Here is a 21,570-nt window from a genome sequence, read left to right on the forward strand (position 1 = left end):
CTGACCGGCGCGCGCCTTTTCTTGAAATCCAGACCTCATTTGGCAAGCCGAATACAGCAGGAACCTCATCATGGATGCGTTTGAACTCCCCGACACCCTGGCCCAAGCCCTGCAGCGTCGCGCCCGACAGACACCGGAGCGTCTGGCCCTGCGTTTTCTCACCGACGAAAAAGACCAGGGCATCGTGCTGACCTACCGTGATCTGGACCTGCGTGCGCGGACCATCGCTGCCGCGCTGCAAGCCCAGGCGGCGCCGGGAGATCGTGCGATTCTGCTGTTCCACAGCGGCCCGGATTATGTGGCGGCGTTCTTCGCTTGTTTGTATGCCGGAGTCATTGCGGTGCCGGCCTATCCGCCGGAGTCCAATCGTCGTCACCATCAGGAGCGGCTGCTGTCGATCATTGCCGATGCCGAGCCGCGTCTGCTATTGACCGGCTCCGACCTGCGGCCAGCCTTGCTGCAGATGGATGAACTGGCGGCTGCCGATGCGCCGCAACTGTTGTGTGTCGACAGCCTCGACAGCGCAATTGCCGAAAACTGGCAGGAAACGGCGCTGAACCGCGACGATATCGCTTTCCTGCAATACACCTCCGGTTCCACGGCTCTGCCCAAGGGCGTTCAGGTCAGCCATGGCAATCTGGTCGCCAACGAACTGCTGATCCGTGGCGGTTTCGGCATCGATCTCAATCCGGATGATGTGATTGTCAGCTGGCTGCCGCTGTACCACGACATGGGGTTGATCGGTGGCCTGCTGCAACCGATCTTCAGCGGCGTGCCGTGCATATTGATGGCGCCTGCCTACTTCCTGACCCGCCCCTTGCGCTGGCTGGAAGCGATCAGCGAATACGGTGGCACCATCAGCGGTGGTCCTGACTTCGCCTATCAGTTGTGCAGCTCGCGGGTCAGCGATTCGGCGCTGGCGCGTCTGGATCTGAGTCGCTGGCGCGTGGCTTATTCTGGCTCCGAGCCGATTCGTCAGGACAGCCTGGACAGCTTTGCCGAGAAATTCGCCAGTTGTGGTTTTACCCCGGACAGCTTCTTCGCTTCCTATGGCCTGGCTGAGGCCACGTTATTCGTGGCCGGTGGTCAACGTGGCAAAGGCATTCCATCGCTGCGTCTGGATGAGCGGGCACTGGCGCGCAATCTTGCCGAGCCGGGTGACGGCAATCCGGTAATGAGTTGCGGCACCAGCCAGCCGCAGCATGCTGTGCTGATTGCCGATCCGCAAAGCCTGGCGGTGCTGGACGAGAACCAGGTGGGTGAAATCTGGGCCTGCGGGCCGAGCATCGCCCACGGTTACTGGCGCAATCCCGAAGCCACGGCCAAAACCTTCGTCGAGCATGCAGGACGTACCTGGCTGCGCACCGGCGATCTGGGTTTCCTGCGCCATGGCGAGCTGTACATCACCGGTCGCTTGAAAGACATGCTGATCGTGCGCGGGCACAACCTGTATCCGCAGGACATCGAGAAAGTCATCGAGCGTGACGTCGATGTGGTGCGCAAAGGCCGGATTGCCGCGTTTGCCGTGACTCAGCAAGGTAATGAAGGCATCGGCATCGCGGCAGAAGTCAGCCGCAGCGTGCAGAAAATCCTGGCTCCCGAAGCGCTGATCAAGGTCATCCGTCAGGCGGTGGCCGAGGCCTTCCAGGAAGCGCCGAGCGTGGTGGTGTTGCTCAATCCGGGCGCCTTGCCCAAGACTTCCAGCGGCAAGTTGCAGCGTTCGGCCTGCCGTACCCGTCTGGCCGATGGCAGCCTGGACAGCTACGCGGTATTCCCTGAAATCGTCGCAGCCGGCAAGGAAGCGGCCACGGCTGCCAGCTCCGATCTGCAGGCGCAGGTGGCGAAAGTCTGGTGCGAGCATCTGCAAGTCGAACAGGTTGCCGCTGACGACCATTTTTTCCTGTTGGGCGGCAATTCGATTATCGCGACTCAGGTAATGGCAAGCCTGCGTGAGACGCTGGGTATCGAGCTGAACCTGCGCCTGCTGTTCGAGGCCCCGACTCTGGCGGCATTGGTGGCACAGATCGAAGTGTTGCAGCGCGATGGCCAGATTCAGGAGCGCATTGCCCGCTTGCCGGGTAACGAGGCCTTGCCGCAATCCCTGGCCCAGAACCGTCTGTGGTTCCTCTGGCAGATGGATCCGCAAGGCAGCGCCTACAATATTCCTGCTGGCCTGCATCTGCGCGGCGAGCTGGATATCACGGCACTGCGCAGCAGTTTTCAGCGCCTGATCGAGCGTCATGAGTCCCTGCGCACTCGTTTCTACGAGCAGGACGGCGTGGCCTTGCAGCGCATCGATGCGCCCGGCGAATTCTCTCTGCAGCAGATCGATATCAGTGATCTATCCACGGAAGAGCGTCAGGCCCGCGCCCTGGCCATTCGCGAAGAGCAGGCACGCTTGCCGTTCGATCTGCAAAACGGCCCGCTGCTGCGCGTCACGCTGTTGAAGCTGGATGATGAAGAGCACCAGTTGCTGGTCACGCTGCACCATATCGTCGCCGATGGCTGGTCGCTGAATGTACTGATCGACGAGTTCTCACGTCTGTATGCCGCGGCCATTCAGGGGCAAACACTGGAATTGGCGCCGCTGTCGTTGCGCTACGCCGACTATGGCCAGTGGCAACGCGAGTGGCTGGCGCGGGGCGAGGCTCAGCGTCAACTCGATTACTGGAAGGCGCAACTGGACGATGAACAGCCAGGCCTGACCCTGGCCACCGATCATCCGCGTTCGGCCCGCAAGCAACACAGTGCCTCGCGTTACAGCCTGCGCTTGAGCAACGACTTGAGCGCCGCCGTGAAGCATGCCGCCCAGGCGTATCAGTCGACACCGTTCATGCTGTTGCTCGCCGGTTTCCAGAGCCTGCTGCATCGCTACAGCGGGCAGACCGATATCCGTATCGGTGTGCCCGGCGCCAACCGCCCGCGCCAGGAAACCCAGGGCCTGATCGGTTTCTTCATCAACACCCTGGTGTTGCGTGCGCAACTCGATTCCCGGCTGCCATTTTCCACGCTGCTGGCGCATACCCGTCAGGCGGCACTGGAAGCCCAGGCGAATCAGGATCTGCCGTTCGATCAACTGGTCGAGGCGTTTCCGCAGGCCAGGGAACAGGGTTTGTTTCAGGTCATGTTCAACCACCAGCAGCGCGACCTGAGTGCCTTGCGCCGTCTGCCGGGGCTGCTGGCCGAAGAGTTGCCATGGCACAGCCGTGAAGCCAAGTTCGATCTGCAATTGCACAGTGAAGAAGATCGCAGCGAACGCCTGAACCTGTCCTTCGACTATGCCGACGAACTGTTCGAGCGCGACAGCATTGTGCGCATGGCTGGACAGTTCGTGCGCCTGTTGACTCAGGTCTGTGAGCGGACGGATATCGTCCTCGGTGACGTGCAGTTGCTGAATGCCGATGAGCTGGCCGAGCAGGCCCGCTGGGGCGCAGCACCTTGCGCGCCGGCCGGGCACTGGTTGCCGGAGCTGCTGAATCGTCAGGCCCAGCAGACCCCGGAACGCATCGCCCTGATGTGGGACGGCGGCAGCCTGGATTTCGCCAGTCTGCATACCCAGGCCAACCGTCTGGCGCATTACCTGCGCGACAAGGGAGTCGGTCCGGACATCAAGGTGGCGATTGCCGCCGAGCGTTCACCTGAACTGTTGATCGGCCTGCTGGCGATTCTCAAGGCCGGTGGCGCCTATGTGCCGCTGGACCCGGATTACCCGACCGAGCGTCTGGCCTACATGCTCAGCGACAGTGGCGTTTCCTTGCTGCTGACCCAAAGTCATCTGCTCGGCGATCTGCCGGCTGCCGAAGGCGTCAGCACCATCGCCATGGACACCCTGCATCTGGATAACTGGCCGGTCAGCGCGCCGGGCCTGCATTTGCACGGCGATAACCTGGCGTATGTGATCTATACCTCCGGCTCCACCGGCCAGCCCAAGGGCGTGGGCAATACCCACGCGGCGCTGGCCGAGCGTCTGCAATGGATGCAGGCCACCTACGCGCTGGACGAAAGCGATGTGCTGATGCAGAAGGCGCCGATCAGTTTCGACGTTTCGGTGTGGGAGTGCTTCTGGCCGTTGATCACTGGCTGCCGCCTGTTTATCGCTGCGCCCGGCGAGCACCGCGACCCGCAGCGCATTGCCCAGCGTATCCAGGAATATAGCGTGACCACGCTGCATTTCGTGCCGCCCTTGCTGCAACTGTTCATCGACGAGCCTCTGACCCGCCAGTGCAGCAGCCTGCGCCGTCTGTTCTCCGGTGGCGAGGCCTTGCCGGGCGAGCTGCGCAACCGGGTGCTGGAACAACTGCCGAACGTGCAGTTGCATAACCGCTATGGCCCGACCGAAACCGCGATCAATGTGACCCACTGGCAGTGTCAGGTGGCGGACGGTGAGCGTTCACCGATTGGCCGTCCGCTGGGCAACGTGCTGTGCCGGGTGCTGGACAGCGAACTGAACCTGTTGCCGCGTGGCGTGGCTGGCGAACTGTGCATCGGCGGCATCGGTCTGGCGCGTGGCTACCTGGGACGCCCGGCGCTGACGGCGGAGCGTTTTGTGGCCGATCCGTTGGGCGAAGAGGGCGCGCGCCTGTATCGCACCGGTGATCTGGTGCGCTGGGCTGCAGATGGTTCGCTGGAATATCTGGGACGGCTGGATCAGCAGGTCAAGCTGCGCGGCTTCCGGGTCGAGCCTCAGGAAATCGAGGAGCGCCTGCTGGCTCAGGACGGTGTCGGGCATGCTGCAGTGCTGGTGCGTGAGACCGCTTCCGGGCCGCAACTGATCGGTTACTACACGGCGACGCTGGAGCAGGAAAACGAAGCCGCACAGATCGAACGCATCAAGGCCTCTCTGAGTCTTGAGCTGCCCGATTACATGGTTCCGGCGCAACTGGTGCGTCTGGACAACATGCCGCTGAGCCCCAGCGGCAAGCTGGATCGTCGCGCCTTGCCCGAGCCGGTCTGGCAAAGCCGCGAACATGTCGAGCCTGAAAGCGCCTTGCAAAAACAGGTCGCCGCCATCTGGCGTGAAGTGCTGGGTGTGCCGCGCGTTGGTCTGCGCGACGATTTCTTTGCCCTTGGCGGACACTCGTTGCTGGCCACCCAGATCATCTCTCGGGTACGACAGGCCTGCGACATCGAACTGCCGTTGCGGGCACTGTTCGAGAACAGTGAACTGGGCGCTTTTGCCGAACAGGTCCAGGCCATTCAGGATTCCGGCGTGCGCAACACTCAGCAGCCGATTGCCAGGGTCGACCGCAGCCAGCCGGTGCCGTTGTCCTATTCCCAGCAGCGCATGTGGTTCCTCTGGCAGATGGAGCCGGACAGCCCGGCCTACAACGTCGGCGGTATGGCGCGCCTGAATGGCGTTTTGAATATCGAGTGCTTCGAGGCTGCATTGCAGGCATTGATCCTGCGCCATGAAACCTTGCGCACCACCTTCCCGAGCATCAACGGTGTGGCGTGCCAGAAAGTCTGCGCAGAGACAGGCCTGCGCATGCAATGGCAGGACTTCTCGGCGTTGCAAGGTGAGGCCCGTCAGCGTCGGTTGCAGGAGTTCGCCGACAGTGAGGCGCACGCGCCTTTCGATCTGGAAACCGGTCCGTTGCTGCGCGCCTGCATGGTCCGTGCTGGCGAGCTGGAGCATTACTTTGTCCTGACCCTGCACCACATCGTCACCGAAGGCTGGGCGATGGATATCTTCGCCCGCGAGCTGGGCCAGCTCTATGAGGCCTTCCTCGAAGGCCGTTCTTCACCGCTGCAACCGTTGGCGGTGCAATACCTGGATTACAGCGTCTGGCAGCGCCAGTGGATGGAAGCAGGCGAGCGTCAGCGGCAACTGGACTACTGGACTGCGCAACTGGGCAGCGAACATCCGTTGCTGGAACTGCCGAGCGACCGTCCGCGTCCGCCGGTGCAGAGCCACAAGGGCGAGTTGTATCGTTTCGACCTGAGCGATGAACTGGCGGCGCAGGTACGTGCCTTCAACGCCAGCCATGGCCTGACTCTGTTCATGACCATGACCGCTACCCTGGCAACGCTGCTCTACCGCTACAGCGGCCAGACCGACCTGCGCATCGGCGCGCCGGTGGCCAACCGGATTCGACCGGAAAGCGAAGGGCTGATCGGCGCATTCCTCAATACCCAGGTGCTGCGTGTGCAGCTCGACGGGCAGATGAACGTCGAGCAACTGTTCGAGCAGGTTCGCCATACGGTCATCGAAGGCCAGTCCCATCAGGATTTGCCGTTCGATCATCTGGTCGAGGCCCTGCAACCACCGCGTAGCGCAGCCTACAACCCGCTGTTCCAGGTGATGTGCAACGTGCAGCGCTGGGAGTTCCAGCAGAGTCGCGAACTGGCGGGCATGACCGTCGAATACCTGGTCAACGATGCCCGTGCGACCAAATTCGACCTGAACCTGGAAGTCACCGAACTGGATCATCGCCTGGGTTGCTGCCTGACCTACAGCACCGACCTGTTCGACGAACCGCGTATCGCGCAGATGGCCGGACATCTGCTCAACCTGCTGCAAGCCTTGCTGGCCGATCCGGCGCAGCGCTTGAGCGAGCTGCCGTTACTGGAAGATGCCGAGCGTCAGCATCTGCTCGACAGCCTCGGCGTCGAAGCCGGCGAACAGCGTCTGGATCAATGCATTCACAGCCTGTTTGCCGAACAGGCCATGGCCCGTGGGCAGGCTCCGGCACTGACCTTTGCCGGTGAAACCCTGAGCTATGCCGAACTGAATGCGCGCGCCAATCGTCTGGCCTGGATGCTCCGCGAGCGTGGCGTCGGCCCTCAGGTGCGGGTCGGCCTGGCGCTGCAGCGCTCGCTGGAAATGGTGGTCGGCCTGCTGGCAATTCTCAAGGCCGGTGGCGCCTATGTGCCGCTGGACCCGGAATACCCGCTGGAACGTCTGCAATACATGATCGAAGACAGCGGCATCGGCCTGCTGTTGAGCGATGCCGCGCTGTTCGCGGCGCTGGGTGAATTGCCGGCAGGTGTCGGTCGCTGGTGTCTGGAAGATGACCTGCCCGCGCTGGCTGCTTATCCGACCCAGGAGCTGCCTTTTATCAGTCTGCCGCAACATCAGGCTTATCTGATCTATACCTCCGGTTCCACCGGCAAGCCCAAGGGCGTGGTGGTGTCCCATGGTGAGATCGCCATGCATTGCCAGGCGGTGATTCGTCGCTTCGAGATGCGGCCAGATGACTGTGAGCTGCATTTCTATTCGATCAACTTCGACGCCGCTACCGAACGTCTGCTGGTGCCGTTGCTCAGCGGTGCGCGGCTGGTCTTGCGCGCTCAGGGTCAATCGGATGCCGAAGAGATCTGCGCACTGATTCGCAGCCAGCAGGTGAATATCCTCGGTTTCACTCCAAGCTACGGCAGCCAGTTGGCGCAATGGCTGTCGACCCAGGGCCAGACGCTGCCGGTACGCATGTGCATCACCGGTGGCGAGGCTCTGACTGGCGAGCATCTGCAGCGTATTCGTGCGGTCTTCAAGCCCGAGTTGTTCTTCAACGCCTATGGCCCGACCGAAACCGTGGTCATGCCGCTGGCCAGTCTGGCACCGGCATACCTTGAGGAAGGCGAGGCCAGCGTGCCGATCGGCAGCGTGGTCGGCGCCCGGGTCGCCTACATTCTCGATGCCGATCTGGCGCTGGTGCCGCAAGGCGCGACCGGCGAGCTGTATGTCGGTGGCGCGGGTCTGGCGCAGGGGTATCACCAGCGTGCGGCAATGACTGCCGAGCGTTTTGTCGCCGATCCGTTCAGCGGCAATGGCGGGCGTCTGTATCGTACCGGCGATCTGGTGCGCCAGCGTGCCGATGGTCTGGTGGAGTATCTGGGCCGGATCGACCATCAGGTGAAGATTCGCGGTTTCCGCATCGAACTGGGCGAGATCGAAACCCGTCTGCTGGAGCATCAGGCGATCCGCGAAGCGGTGGTGCTGGCGCTGGATACGCCGGCGGGCAAGCAACTGGCCGGTTATCTGGTCAGCGATGTGGCCGGGCAGGGCGAGGAGCAACAGGCGCAACTGCGCGAAGCGCTCAAGGCGCACTTGAAGGCACAACTGCCGGATTACATGGTGCCCACCCACTTGATCCTGCTGGACAGCATGCCGTTGACCGCCAACGGCAAGCTCGACCGCCGTGCCTTGCCGGCACCGGATCCGGACCTCAATCGGCAGAGCTACGTAGCGCCGAGCAGCGAGCTGGAGCAGACCCTGGCGGGAATCTGGTGCGCGGTGCTGAACGTCGAGAAAGTCGGCCTCAACGATAACTTCTTCGAGCTGGGTGGCGATTCGATCCTGTCGATCCAGGTGGTCAGCCGGGCGCGTCAGGCCGGGATTCACTTCAGCCCGCGTGACCTGTTCCAGCATCAGACCGTACAGACCCTGGCCGCCGTGGCGACCACCAGCGAGCTGGTAGTGGCCGAGCAAGGCCTGCTGAGTGGCGAATCGGCTCTGACGCCGATTCAACACTGGTTCTTCGATACCGCGATTCCTCAGCGTCAGCACTGGAACCAGGCTCTGGTACTGGAGCCAACCACTGCGCTGGAGCCGCGTCATCTTGAGCAGGCGCTGCTGGCGCTTCTCGAACAACACGACGCCTTGCGTCTGAGCTTCCGCGAAAGCACCGGCAAATGGCAGGCCGAGCATCGTGCCGTGACCGCCGAAAGCCTGCTGATTCAGGCGCGGGTTGCGGATATGAGCGAGTGCGCGATGTTGTTCGCCGACACTCAGCGCAGCCTCGATCTGCACAATGGCCCGCTGTTGCGCGCCTTGCTGGTCGACGGGCCGCAAGGTCAGCAGCGGCTGCTGATGGTCATTCATCACCTGGTGGTCGATGGCGTGTCGTGGCGCGTGCTGCTGGATGATCTGCAAGTTGCCTATCGCCAAGTGGCCGATAACGCTGCGATCCAGCTTCCGGCCAAGACCAGCGCCTTCCGGGATTGGGCGGCACGCCTGAAAGCCTACGCGGGCAGCGAGTCGTTGCGCGAAGAGTTGGGCTGGTGGCAAGACCAGCTAAGCGGCCCGGGCGTCGAGCTGCCGTGCGATGCGCCGCAGGGTGGCGCGCAGAACCGGCATGCGCAGACAGTCAGCGTGCGCCTGGATGCACAGACCACCCGGCAACTGCTGCAACAGGCGCCCAGCGCTTACCGGACGCAGGTCAACGACCTTTTGCTGACGGCGCTGGCCCAGGTGATATGCCGCTGGAGCGGACAGGATTCGACCCTGATCCAGCTGGAAGGCCATGGCCGTGAAACGCTGTTCGACGAAATCGACCTGACGCGCACTGTGGGCTGGTTCACCAGCGCCTATCCCGTGCGCCTGACGCCAGTTTCGAGCGCAGATGCCGGGCAGGGCGACTCGATCAAGAGCATCAAGGAACAACTGCGCCAGGTGCCGCACAAAGGCCTGGGCTATGGCGTCTTGCGCTATCTGGCCGATGACGCCAAGCGCCTTGCCATGCAGGCCCTGCCAGCCGCGCCGGTCACCTTCAACTATCTCGGCCAGTTCGATCAGAGCTTTGGCAGCGATGCCCTGTTCCGTCCGCTGGAAGAGTCGGCGGGTGCGGCCCATGATCCACAGGCGCCGTTGCCGAATGAACTGAGCATCGACAGTCAGGTGTATGGTGGCGAGCTGGTGCTGCGCTGGACGTTCAGCGGCGAGCGTTATTCGACTCAGGCCATCAACCAACTGGCGCAGGATTATCTGACGCAATTGCAGTCGTTGATCGCTCACTGCCTGGCCGACGGCAGCGGCGGCCTGACGCCTTCGGACTTTCCGCTGGCCGCGCTGGATCAGGCGCATCTGGATGCGTTGCCAGTGCCGGCCAACACTATCGAGGATGTCTATCCGCTGACCCCGATGCAGGAAGGCATGCTGCTGCATACCTTGCTGGAGCCGGGCACCGGCCTGTATTACATGCAGGATCGCTACCGCATCAACAGCGAACTGGACCCGCAACGCTTCGCTCAGGCCTGGCAGGCCGTCATCGCCCGTCATGAAGCGTTGCGCGCTTCGTTTTGCTGGGATATCGGCGAAACCATGCTGCAGGTCATCCATAAACCGGGTAATACACCGATCGATTATCTGGACTGGCGCGATGTTGCGCAGGACGAACAGGAGCCGCGCTTGCAGGCCTTGCTCAAGTCCGAGCGCGAGGCCGGTTTCGATCTGCTCAACCAGCCACCGTTCCACCTGCGGCTGATTCGCGTCGACGAAGCGCGCTACTGGTTCATGATGAGCAACCACCACATCCTGATCGATGCCTGGTGCCGCTCGTTGCTGATGAATGACTTCTTCGACATCTACAGTGCCTTGGGTGAAGGCCGTGACGCGCAACTGGCAGCTGCGCCACGCTATCGCGACTACATTGGCTGGCTGCAGCGCCGCGGGCTGGTGCAGGCGCGTGACTGGTGGCGGCAGAACCTCAAGGGCTTCGAGCGTCCGACGCCGATCCCCAGTGACCGTCCGTTCCTGCGCGAACATGCCGGTGACAGCGGCGGTATGGTGGTGGGCGACTGCTACACCCGCCTGGACATCGCCGACGGCGTACGTCTGCGCGAACTGGCCCAGCAGCATCAACTGACCGTCAACACTTTTGCCCAGGCGGCCTGGGCGCTGACCCTGCGACGCATGAGCGGCGATCGCGACGTGCTGTTCGGAGTCACGGTGGCCGGGCGTCCGGTGGAAATGCCGCAGATGCAGCGTACCGTCGGCCTGTTCATCAACACCATCGCCCTGCGCGTAGGTTTGCCGCAGGACGATCAACGTTGCAGCGTCCGCCAATGGCTGAGCGGTTTGCTGGAAAGCAACATGGAACTGCGCGAGTACGAATACCTGCCGCTGGTGACCATCCAGGAAAACAGCGAACTGCCCAAGGGCCAGCCGCTGTTCGACAGCCTGTTCGTGTTCGAGAACGCGCCGGTGGAAGTCTCGGTGCTGGACCGTGCGCAAAGCCTCAATGCCACTTCCGATTCGGGCCGCACCCACACCAACTACCCACTGACTGCCGTGTGCTATCCCGGCGATGATCTGGGCCTGCATCTGTCCTATGACCAGCGCTATTTCGACGAAAGCACGGTTCAGGGCATGCTGGGCGAGTTCAAGCGCCTGTTGCTGGCCTTGGTCGACGGCTTTCATGGCGACATGGCCGAACTGGCGCTGTTGAGCGACCACGAGCGGCAGTTCCTGCGCGACGGTTGCAACCAGAGCGCCCGTGACTATCCACTGGAGCGCAGCTATGTCGAGCTGTTCGAGGCGCAGGTCGCGGCGCATCCGCAACGCATTGCCGTCAACTGCATGGATCGCCAGTGCAGCTATGACGAACTGAACCGCTGCAGTAACCGTTTGGGTCATTCCCTGATTGAGGCCGGAGCCGGGTTCGATCAGCCGATTGCCCTGCTGGCCGAACGAGGCCCCGATTTGCTGGGCATGATCATCGGCAGCTTCAAGGCCGGTGCCGGTTACCTGCCGCTGGACCCGGCGCTGCCGGGTCAGCGCCTGAGCGGCATCATCCAGCAAAGCGCTACGCCGGTGCTGGTCTGCAGCACCGAGTGTCATGAACAGGCGCTGGCCTTGCTGGCCGACATTGCCGAGGCACATCGGCCGCGTCTGCTGGTCTGGGAGGCTGTGCAACAGAACGGGCGGCCACAGCACAATCCGGGTCGCTACAGTGCGCCGGACAATCTGGCCTACGTGATCTTCACTTCGGGTTCGACCGGTCTGCCCAAGGGCGTGATGGTCGAGCAGCGCGGCATGCTCAACAACCAGTTGAGCAAGGTGCCTTACCTGAGCCTGAGCGAGAACGACGTGATCGCCCAGACCGCTTCGCAAAGCTTCGACATTTCGGTCTGGCAGTTCCTCGCCGCACCGCTGTTCGGCGCACGGGTGGACATTGTGCCGAACGATATCGCCCGTGATCCGCAGGCCTTGCTCAAGCATGTGCAGATCCAGCGGATCAGTGTTCTGGAAAGCGTACCGTCGCTGATTCAAGGGTTGCTGGCCGAAGAGCGCGCCAGCCTCGACAGCCTGCGCTGGATGCTGCCGACCGGTGAAGCGATGCCGCCGGAGCTTGCTCATCAATGGCTGCAACGTTACCCGGATATCGGGCTGGTCAATGCCTACGGCCCGGCCGAATGTTCCGACGACGTGGCGTTCTTCCGTGTCGATCCGGCGTCGACCCGCAGCACCTACCTGCCGATCGGCACACCCACGGACAACAACCGTCTGTACCTGCTCGACGAAGCGCTGGAACTGGTGCCGCTCGGTGCCGTGGGTGAACTGTGCGTGGCCGGGACCGGGGTCGGTCGCGGTTATGTCGGCGATCCGCTGCGCACCGTGCCGGTGTTCGTGCCAGACCCGTTCGGGGCGCCGGGCGAGCGACTGTATCGCACCGGGGACCTGGCGCGCAGACGTGCTGATGGGGTGCTCGAATACGTGGGCCGGGTCGATCATCAGGTGAAGATTCGCGGCTACCGCATCGAGCTTGGCGAGATCGAAACCCGCCTGCAGGAGCATGAGGCGATTCGTGAATCGGTGGTGCTGGATATCGACGGCCCACTGGGCAAGGTGTTGGCGGCATATCTGGTGCCGCGAGCCTCTGACCGTGATCAGGACTGGCTGCGCGACGAACTGAAAAGTCATCTCAAGACCAGTCTGCCGGACTACATGGTGCCGAGCCATCTGGTGATGCTCGATGCCATGCCGCTGACGCCCAACGGCAAACTGGACCGCAAGGCCCTGCCAAGGCCGGATGTCAGTCAGGCGCAGAACGACTATGTGGCGCCGCAGAGCGAACTTGAGCAACAACTGGCAGGCATCTGGGCCGAAGTGCTGAAGGTTGAGCGGGTCGGCATTACCGACAACTTCTTCGAGCTGGGCGGCCATTCGTTGCTGGCGACTCAGGTCGTTACTCGTGCGCAAAAGCTGCTGCAACGCAATGTGCCGCTGCGCGCCATGTTCGAGTTCAGCACCATTCAAGCACTGGCCGCACATCTCGACGGTGTTGGCGGGCAGAAGGTCGATGAGCAGAAATTCCACCGGCTGGCCGATCTGATGGCCGAACTGGAGGGGCTGTGATTGCGCCTCTCGTCGGACTGCAGAGACGGCGGATAAAAAAGCCGTGAGCGGGTGTAAATCCGCAGACGGCTGGCGCGTTTCTCAATGAAGCAATGAACGCCTGACCTGGCACGACTCAAGGGTCGTGCTCCAGGCCACTTAAAGATTTCGCTTATCGACAGCGTATTGAGGGTTGCATAGATGTCAGTCGCTACCAGGCTTATTGAAGATCAGCCGGTCCGGACCGCTCCGGAACCTGCCGAGACGCTTTACCAGTTCGACGAGTCGCCCTTGTTGGCCCGGCAGAGCCGCCAGGAATCCAACGCCCGCAGCTATCCGCGGCGCATTCCGCTGGCGCTCAAGCGCGCCAGGGGCATTCATGTCGAGGACGTCGAAGGGCGGCGCTTCATCGATTGCCTGGCAGGAGCCGGTACGCTGGCCCTGGGGCATAACCATCCGGTGGTGATCGAGGCTATCCAGCAGGTCATCAGCGACGAATTGCCGTTGCATACCCTGGACCTCACCACACCGGTCAAGGATCAGTTCGTACAGGACCTGTTCGGGTTGTTGCCCCAGGAGCTGGCGCAGGAAGCGAAAATCCAGTTCTGCGGCCCGACCGGCACCGATGCCGTGGAAGCCGCGCTGAAACTGGTGCGTACCGCGACCGGGCGCAGCACGGTGTTGTCGTTCCAGGGCGGTTATCACGGCATGAGCCAGGGTGCCTTGAGCCTGATGGGCAGCCTGGGTCCGAAAAAGCCGCTGGGGGCCTTGCTGAGTTCCGGCGTGCAGTTCATGCCGTACCCCTATGATTACCGTTGCCCGTTCGGTCTGGGCGGCGCGCAGGGCGTCAGGGCCAATCTGAATTACCTGGAAAACCTGCTCAACGATCCAGAGGCCGGTGTGCAGCTACCGGCGGCGGTGATTGTCGAGGTGGTGCAGGGCGAGGGTGGGGTGATTCCGGCCGATCTGGACTGGCTGCGCGGCCTGCGCAGGATCACCGGGAAAGCCGGTATTGCCCTGATCGTCGATGAGATCCAGAGCGGCTTTGCCCGTACCGGAAAGATGTTTGCCTTCGAGCACGCCGGAATCGTTCCCGATGTGGTGGTGCTGTCCAAGGCCATCGGCGGCAGCCTGCCGCTGGCGGTGGTGGTTTATCGCCAATGGCTGGATACCTGGCAGCCGGGCGCACACGCCGGGACATTCCGGGGCAACCAGATGGCCATGGCTGCGGGTTCCGCGGTGATGCGTTATCTCAAGGAGCATGACGTCTGCGAGCACGTGAACACTGTTGGCGAACGTTTGACCAGGCACCTGCGCGAGCTGCAACGCGATTTCCCGCAACTGGGGGATATTCGTGGTCGTGGCCTGATGCTCGGTGTCGAGCTGGTGGACCCGAACGGTGCTCCCGATGCATTGGGACATCCACCGGTCTTCGCTCGCCTGGCACCGCTGGTCCAGCGCGAATGCCTCAAGCGCGGCCTGATTCTGGAGCTTGGCGGTCGCCACGGCAGCGTCGTACGCTTCCTGCCACCGCTGGTGATTACTGCCGAGCAGATCGACGAAGTGGCCGCTATATTCGGCCGGGCGCTTTCGGCGGCAGTCGCCAGTCTTTAATTTTTCGACGTAGCGATACGTTCACTCTACATAGCCGCTGTGAATTGGCGCATCGGCACTGAATAACTCATGGAGAGCAGCAATGACTTCAGTATTCGACCGCGACGACATCGTCTTTCAGGTCGTGGTCAACCACGAAGAGCAATATTCCATCTGGCCTGATTACAAGGCAATCCCCAACGGCTGGCGCACCGTGGGCAAGAGCGGCTTCAAGAAGGAATGCCTGGCATACATCGAGGACGTGTGGACTGACATGCGTCCACTGAGCCTGCGCCAGAAGATGGAAGCACAGGCTGCTTCCGTGCATTGATTGCCCGAGCGCAACAAGCCAGACGCCCCGACAGTGTCGGGGCGTTTTTGTATGAGCCGTGTGTGATTGTGTGAGCGCGGATACATCATTGCGGGCAACACATTGCCATGAGGTGGGACCGGATTTATCCGGGAAGACATTCTTTCTGGCGACGCAGATTCTGTGAATGTACGGGCCTCTTCGCGGATAAATCCGCCCCTGCCGATGACCCGTATTTATTTGTTGGTTGTAATACGCCGTCGTGGTCAAGGCCCCTCTCACAGGGTTGGTACCTGAGCCTTTGATGTTGAGCCAGGATACGATTACGACGTAAGGGAAGGCCGAACCGCTAGTGGTGACACCGAAAAATCAGGACATGCCAACCTCCGAAAGCCTGACTGTCAGCCCTTGCCCCCCAACCCACCAATCACCTGATCAATATTGCCCTGCAGTTCAGTCAGCGGATCCTCACCATCGATCCCTAGCACCAGCAACTTGCTGCCCGCCTCAGCAACCGCGGCCTTCACCGATTCCGGCGGCTGTCGATGCTCCAGCACCAACGCCACATCGTTATCCTTGAGCGTCGCGGTCAGCTTTTGCAGAGCCTCAGGCGTCCACTGCTCATCCGTGAGCACCTGAGTGTCGATCAGCTCCAGATTCAGGCCACTGATCAAATAACCGAAGCGGTCCGACAGGCTCACCACACTCAGATTATCGGCGCTGGCCAGACTGGCTTCGCTGGCAGCACTGAGCTTGAGCAATTGTTGCTTGAGGGCTGCCAGATTGGCTTCGATACGTGGCTTGGCGGCCGGAGCCAGACGCACCAGGTCGGCGGCCATCACATCGGCCATGCGTCCCAGGTTATTACTGGCCAGCCATGGCTGACTGTGCAAACCATCCGCACCTTGTCCTGCTTGCAGGGCGATACCCGGCAAGCTGCCATCCACCGGGCGGGCCGCGTCGATTTCGACGATGCGGATATTGCTGCGTCGGGCATTGGGGTAGAGCGGGTCATCGGCCCAGATCGAGCGCAACCCGATCACTGCATCGGCCTCGACACTCAATTTGCGCAGTGCTTCCGCGCCACGGCCCGTGAAATAGGCGGTCTGGCGTGAACCCGGCAGGTTGGCTGCCGCTGCACGCTCCAGCACCACGCCGCTGTCCTTGAGCAGAATCTGCCCCAGGCCATAAGTGATGGGCAGGCTGGCCAGGACCCGAATCGGTTCCTGGCTGGCACTTTTGGTTTCGGCGGCTTGCAGGCTATTACTGAACAGACCGGTGAGGGCCAGGGCGAGAGTCAAGGTACGCAGAGTAGACATTTATCCGATATTCCCTTTGAGGCTTGGCACTGTGCCGCGAGCGACTGCGGCCAGGGCGAAGGCGATACCCGCCACCAGAATGATCGCCGCGCCGGACGGAACCGGCAGGTCGAAGACGATCGGCAGCAGGATCCCGCACAAGGTGCTGACGGTGGCGATGGCGACCGAAATCCAGAAGAAACCTTTGAGCGACTGGCTCAGCAAGCGCGCAGCGGCTGCCGGAATCACCAGCAAGGCACCGACCAGAATCGCGCCGATGACTTTCACGGCGGCCACGGTAATCAGGGTCACCAGAATCACGAACAGGTAATCCAGAGTCTTGACCGCCACCCCGCGCACGGCGGCCAGTTGCGGGTTGAAACTGGCCAGCATGATACGGTTGTAGAGCGGCAGGCTCAGGCCCATGACCAGTGAGCCGACAATCAGCAGCACCAGCAGGTCATTGCCGTTGACGGTCAGCACCGAGCCGAACAGGACGTTTTCCAGGATGTGCACGTTGATCTTGCCAGCCAGGATCAGCAACAGGCTGGCGCCCAGGGCCAGGGAGACCGACAGGAACACGCCGATCAGGGTGTCCGGTGCCAGGCCGGTGCGGTTGCGCAGGTAGTTGAGCACGATGCCGAACAGCAGGCAGTAACCGAACAGGCTGCCATAAGGGCCGGTGTAGGGTTCGCCGAGCAGGATGCCGATGGCCACTCCGGTCAGTGCAGCATGGCCCACGGCTTCGGAGAAGAACGCGAAGCGCTTGACCACCACCAGCGTCCCCAGGCCACCCAGCACCGGGCCGATCAGCAGGCCGGCGAGCAGGGCGTTGACCACGAAACCATAGGCCAAGGCTTCTGGCAGGTAGCCGGATGAAGCCAGGCCCTGAATGAACAGGCGAAAGCTTTCGTAATCCATCACGCAGCACTCCCGGTTCGTGGATGGGCGGAGAACAGCGTCAGCAGTCGCTCGGGTGTCAGGGCACTGTGTGCCGGTTCATCGAACAGCACGCGGCGATTAAGCCCGGTGACCTGATCGGCCAGGCGCTTGACGGCTTCCAGATCGTGCTCGATCCACAGCACCGTGATGCCTGCCTGACGCCAGTCGCCGAGCAGGCGCTCGAAGACCTGGATGCCGGCTTCATCGAGGGCCGACATCGGCTCGTCCAGTACCAGCAGTTGCGGTGCCGGAATCAAACCCTGGGCCAGCAGTACACGCTGGCGTTCGCCACCGGACAGTGCGCCCATGCGCCGCTTGCGTTTGTCCTGCATGCCGACACGCTCCAGCGCGTCGCCAATCGCTGCAGCGTAATGCCGGGACAGACCAAGAAACGCCGGGCGGCGCTGGCACATGGCAGCCATGAAGTCGTCGACGGTCATCGGCAGGCCTCGATCGAACTCCAGGGCCTGGGGTACGTAACCGATCAGGCCGGGAGCTGCTGGCCATTGAAGGCTGAGCTGGCCCTGATGCGGCATCTGGCCAAGCATGGTCTTGATCAGCGAGCTTTTGCCGCCGCCGTTCGGCCCGACCAGCGCATGGATGCTGCCAGCTCGCACATTGAAGTTGATGCGGTCGAGAATGGTGGTGCGTCCCAGCGTCAGGCTGACATCGGCAAACTCGATTCCCGGCCCACGGCTGGCGAGGGAGATCTGTTCGGCAGCGGTCATGCGCCTGCCTCCTGAATGGCCCGGACTACGGTGTCCAGGTTGCCTTTCATTTCCTTCTCGTACTTGTCGGCGCTGTATTCGCCATAGGAAATGTGTGACAGCGGGTAGAGCTTGACCCCGGACTCACGCTGGATGGTATCGACGTAGGTGGACGGGAAATCCATCTCCGAGAAAATCACTTTCACGTCCAGCTCGCGCAGTTGGTCGATGGTTTTCTTCAACTGGCTTGGGCTCGGTTCGATGCCATGGGCGGGCTCGACTACGGCAGTGACTTCCAGGCCGAACTCGCGCAGCAGGTAGTCGTAAGCCGCATGCACGGTGGCGACTCGCAGGTCGGCATTCGGTGCCTTGGTCAGTTTGGCCAGGGCGTCGGCACGCATCTGCCGCAGACGTTTGCCGTAGGCGCGGGCATTGGCGCTGTAGGCCTTGGCGTTGTCCGGGTCGAGCTTGCCCAGTTCGCGGGCAATGTTGTTGACCTGGGCAATGGACGCGCTGATCGACAGGAAGGTATGCGGGTTGACCACCTTGCCGGCGCCACGTGCCGCAATCCCGGTGGCGGCCAGCAGCGGTACATCGGCGTTGGCTTCGATGGTTGCGATATCCGGTTTTTCGCTGGCTTCGATCATGCGGTCGGCAAAGTCGTCATGGCCCACACCGTTGAGCACCACCACGTCCAGCGAACCGATGCGCTTGATGTCTTCGGCGCGGGGTTCATAGGCGTGGGGGTTGAACCCGGCAGGAATCAGCGGCACCACTTCGGCTTTGTCGCCGACGATATTGCTGACATAGCTGTAGTAAGGATGCAGGGTGATGCCGATGCGCAGGCGCTTGGCCGGATCGGCATTGGCCAGTGGCGCGAGTAGCGTGGCGAACAGGCCAACCAGTACGACGCGCAGCAATGGACGGCGTTTCAATGAAATAGGCATGGGCAAGCGGTCTTCTTTTCAGTGAATGCGTGGGTTCAGTGTCGATGCTCGCGGGTGACTCCGGCATCGAATTGCGCGACGACCTCTTGCCAGCCTGCGCTGATCAGGGCCTTGTCGCTGAGGTCGGTCGGTGCGGTCGCAGAAGCACTGCGGGTGATCCAGATATCGGCCTGCTGTTGGTCACCAGCTTCGATGCGCAGCAGAAACGAGCCGGCGACCGTCGGTGCCTGACTCAGGCCCAGATAGGAATGCTCGAGCATTTGCCAGGCATGATTGCCGCGGCTGACGGAGCTGGCGTCCCGGGCAAAAGGCGCAAAGCCTTCTTCATCCAGTTGTTGTGGGGTTACCGGAGTATGTTGCTCCTGGGTCAGCAGCCGCACTTCGTCGAGGGTCACCCGCAGGTCGGCGTAAATGCCTTGCTCGGCGGCGCTCAGGTCGCGACGGGCATCCAGTTGATGGCTGGCGACTGTTTCTGCTTCATGCTTTTCACCGCGCAGGCCCACCACCGTGGCGGCAACGCTCAGGATCAACAGGCACAACAGCAGCACGTAAAGGGTTTCATGGCCGGCACCGGCCGGTCGGACGATCTGTCGGGTCGGGCTGCTCATGGGGCCTCGATATCGGCTTGGTCGATTTCCACGACATGGCCCGGGCCTGCATCGAACAGAACGTAGAACTCGGCGGAAGGGCGTTTGAAGGTCAGGGTCGAATCCTCCCCCAGCTTGCCGGGCACCAGAATGGTTTCGTCATAGCCGATGACGTCCAGGGTCACGCCCGGTGCGCCGCTGCCATCGGAAAAGCCCCCGGTGCAGCGAATCTGCTCGCTGTCGATCTGTTTGCACTCGCACATCGGGTTGTGCGCCAGGGCATTGCCGGCAAATGCGGCGCCCAGCAGGAACAGGCCGCCAGCAGTCAACCGGCGCAGTGAGAAGCGTACGATCATTTTGTGGCTCCTTGTTTTTTCAGCCAGGCTACGGTCGTAGGAGAGGCTTGTTGCAGAGGAATGGAGGTCTGGTGCACGGAGCCGTCCCAACCTTCCATGGTGATCCACAGGTCAAGGTCGGGATCGGTGTTTTCCGGGATCTGCATGAACGCAGTCATGCGATAGGCCACGCCAAAAAAGATCACCCCGGCGGTACGCAGGCTGCGGGGCTTGCCGATGCGCAGGTAAGTCGCCTTGACCTGATCGGCGCAGCGCTCGCACAGCGAGGCGTTGAAGTTTTTCATGTAGCCGGAAGCCCCGGAAAAGATTGGTGCTTCCGTGCGCTCTTCGGCCAGTTTCATGCTCCATGGGCCAACCTGGACTTCGCCAATGTCTCGCTGCCCAAGACCCTGATCGCCACGGGACAGGGCGTTATCGGCGAAATACTTGGGCATGAAACCCAGCGGTATCAGCACCAGCAGGATGTTGATGTGGAATCGCCATTTCTTCCAGATCTGGCCCAGGGTCGAAACAGGTGGTGCGGTTACGGCCTTGCTCACAGGTTGTTCTCCGGAATCTCGGTGGCCAGGGTCGGTCGCGATGGCTGGGGGGTTCTGCTGGCAGCCTTTTCGGTCTTGGCGTCGCGCTTCAGGGCGTTGAGGGTGGCCAGTGCCGTGCGTTTGCTCCAGATCAGCAGGCCGCTGAGGACCATCATGCTCAGCAGCAGACCGAAGAAGGCCCAGATCAGCTTGATCCAGATCCCGCCGAAGTCGCCGGTATGCAGGGGGCGCATGGATTCGGTGACGAACTCCAGCTTGTTGCGGTCCGACAGCAAGTGCGAAGTGGCAATCTCGCCGCTGTACGGGTTGATCTCGGCGGTCTGGTACATCAACGGATACCAGCTGCGGCCCCCGACCTCCATGTTGCTGTAGGCATTGCTCGGCGGGCTGATGAAGCTGGCGTCGAGGCCGGGAATCCGTTGCCGGGCGATCTCGATGGCCTTGTCCAGGCTGATGGTCGGGGCAGGGCTGCCGTCAGCGGTAAGAGGCACACTGCTGTGGGGAATGATGGAAGCCGCTTGGGATTTGCTGGAAATGCTGATCTGGTTATCCCAGAGCAGGGCCTGGATCAGGAACCAGGTGCCGGTGATGGAGATGACGGCAATGAACCAGATCGACCAGATGCCGCTCAGCCGGTGAAAGTCGCCCCAGAAGATTCGTGCACCCTGCCTGAGGCGCAGCGTGGGCTTGAGGAAGCCTTTCCAGAACTTCTTGTAGACCATCAGCCCGGTGATCAACGAAACCAGCAACGGCAGGCCGAGGAACGACACCAGATACCAGCCCCAGGAATAGCCATTGGTGAAGGGCACCAGCCACCAGCCGTGCAGGGCGCGGGTGAAACGCCGGAAGTCGAACGAAGGCGTGACGCCCTGGATAAGGCCGGTGTACGGATTCACGTAGGCAGGTACGGAGCGCCCGTCGGGGTAGGTCACGTTGACGCTCAGGGCGAAATACTCGCCGTCCGGCTGCATCATCGTACCGATAATCAGGTTCGGTTCGTTACGCTCTATCGTCGCCCGGATCTGCTCGAAGCTCAGGCGTTGCGCATCGTCTGATGGCTTGACTGCGCGCATTTCCGGGTTGGCCAGCCACATGATTTCCTTGCTGACCACTGCCAGGGTTCCGGTAACGCACACGATCAGCACGAAAAACCAGATCGGCAACGCCAGCCAGCTGTGGACGAGAAACCAGATTTTTGAGCGGGACTTCTTGGACATGAATAAACGGTCTCGATTCA

At 62.0% G+C, this 21,570-nt stretch carries 11 protein-coding genes; 3 read left to right on the plus strand and 8 right to left on the minus strand.

The window, feature by feature from the left end:
- The first annotated feature begins 67 nt into the window (after positions 1 to 67).
- The 3 genes from ALQ04_RS03275 to ALQ04_RS03285 all read left to right on the plus strand — a co-directional run bounded on the left by ALQ04_RS03275 (position 68) and on the right by ALQ04_RS03285 (position 14,978).
- Positions 68 to 13,075: a non-ribosomal peptide synthetase gene (locus ALQ04_RS03275; RefSeq protein ID WP_183142099.1), complete on the plus strand. Its 13,008-nt coding sequence runs from the start codon at positions 68 to 70 to the stop codon at positions 13,073 to 13,075.
- A gap of 180 nt (positions 13,076 to 13,255) precedes the next feature.
- Positions 13,256 to 14,668: an aspartate aminotransferase family protein gene (locus ALQ04_RS03280; protein ID WP_122314423.1), complete on the plus strand. Its 1,413-nt coding sequence runs from the start codon at positions 13,256 to 13,258 to the stop codon at positions 14,666 to 14,668.
- A gap of 82 nt (positions 14,669 to 14,750) precedes the next feature.
- The gene (locus ALQ04_RS03285; protein ID WP_122314424.1) at positions 14,751 to 14,978 is read left to right on the plus strand and encodes an MbtH family protein; all 228 of its coding nucleotides are present in this window, start codon (positions 14,751 to 14,753) and stop codon (positions 14,976 to 14,978) included.
- A 380-nt stretch (positions 14,979 to 15,358) separates the two neighbouring features.
- Here ALQ04_RS03285 and ALQ04_RS03290 read toward each other — a convergent pair whose 3' ends face one another.
- The 8 genes from ALQ04_RS03290 to ALQ04_RS03325 are packed head-to-tail and all read right to left on the minus strand — an operon-like array spanning position 15,359 to position 21,550.
- A complete protein-coding gene (locus ALQ04_RS03290; protein ID WP_122314425.1) occupies positions 15,359 to 16,276 on the minus strand; it encodes a metal ABC transporter solute-binding protein, Zn/Mn family in 918 nt (305 codons plus the stop codon).
- Complete coding sequence (locus ALQ04_RS03295) at positions 16,277 to 17,176, minus strand: metal ABC transporter permease (RefSeq protein ID WP_122314426.1); 900 nt, start codon at positions 17,174 to 17,176, stop codon at positions 16,277 to 16,279. It abuts the gene before it with no gap.
- A complete protein-coding gene (locus ALQ04_RS03300; protein ID WP_122314427.1) occupies positions 17,176 to 17,925 on the minus strand; it encodes a metal ABC transporter ATP-binding protein in 750 nt (249 codons plus the stop codon). Before ALQ04_RS03300 ends, ALQ04_RS03295 begins: the two co-directional genes overlap by 1 nt.
- Complete coding sequence (locus tag ALQ04_RS03305) at positions 17,922 to 18,851, minus strand: metal ABC transporter substrate-binding protein (protein WP_122314428.1); 930 nt, start codon at positions 18,849 to 18,851, stop codon at positions 17,922 to 17,924. Before ALQ04_RS03305 ends, ALQ04_RS03300 begins: the two co-directional genes overlap by 4 nt.
- Positions 18,852 to 18,886: 35 nt before the next feature.
- Positions 18,887 to 19,459, minus strand: coding sequence for a DUF6162 family protein (locus ALQ04_RS03310; RefSeq protein WP_122314429.1), 573 nt, complete (start codon positions 19,457 to 19,459; stop codon positions 18,887 to 18,889).
- On the minus strand, positions 19,456 to 19,794 hold the full coding sequence (locus ALQ04_RS03315; RefSeq protein ID WP_122314430.1) for a hypothetical protein: 339 nt from the start codon (positions 19,792 to 19,794) through the stop codon (positions 19,456 to 19,458). The genes ALQ04_RS03310 and ALQ04_RS03315 overlap by 4 nt, the downstream gene beginning before the upstream one ends.
- On the minus strand, positions 19,791 to 20,333 hold the full coding sequence (locus tag ALQ04_RS03320; RefSeq protein ID WP_122314431.1) for a thiamine pyrophosphate-binding protein: 543 nt from the start codon (positions 20,331 to 20,333) through the stop codon (positions 19,791 to 19,793). Before ALQ04_RS03320 ends, ALQ04_RS03315 begins: the two co-directional genes overlap by 4 nt.
- Positions 20,330 to 21,550 (minus strand): PepSY domain-containing protein, encoded by a 1,221-nt coding sequence (locus ALQ04_RS03325; RefSeq protein ID WP_122314432.1) that lies wholly within the window; start codon positions 21,548 to 21,550, stop codon positions 20,330 to 20,332. The genes ALQ04_RS03320 and ALQ04_RS03325 overlap by 4 nt, the downstream gene beginning before the upstream one ends.
- Positions 21,551 to 21,570 lie beyond the last annotated feature (20 nt).

The organism is Pseudomonas cichorii (assembly GCF_003700275.1).
GTDB classification, from domain to species: Bacteria; Pseudomonadota; Gammaproteobacteria; order Pseudomonadales; family Pseudomonadaceae; genus Aquipseudomonas; species Aquipseudomonas cichorii_B.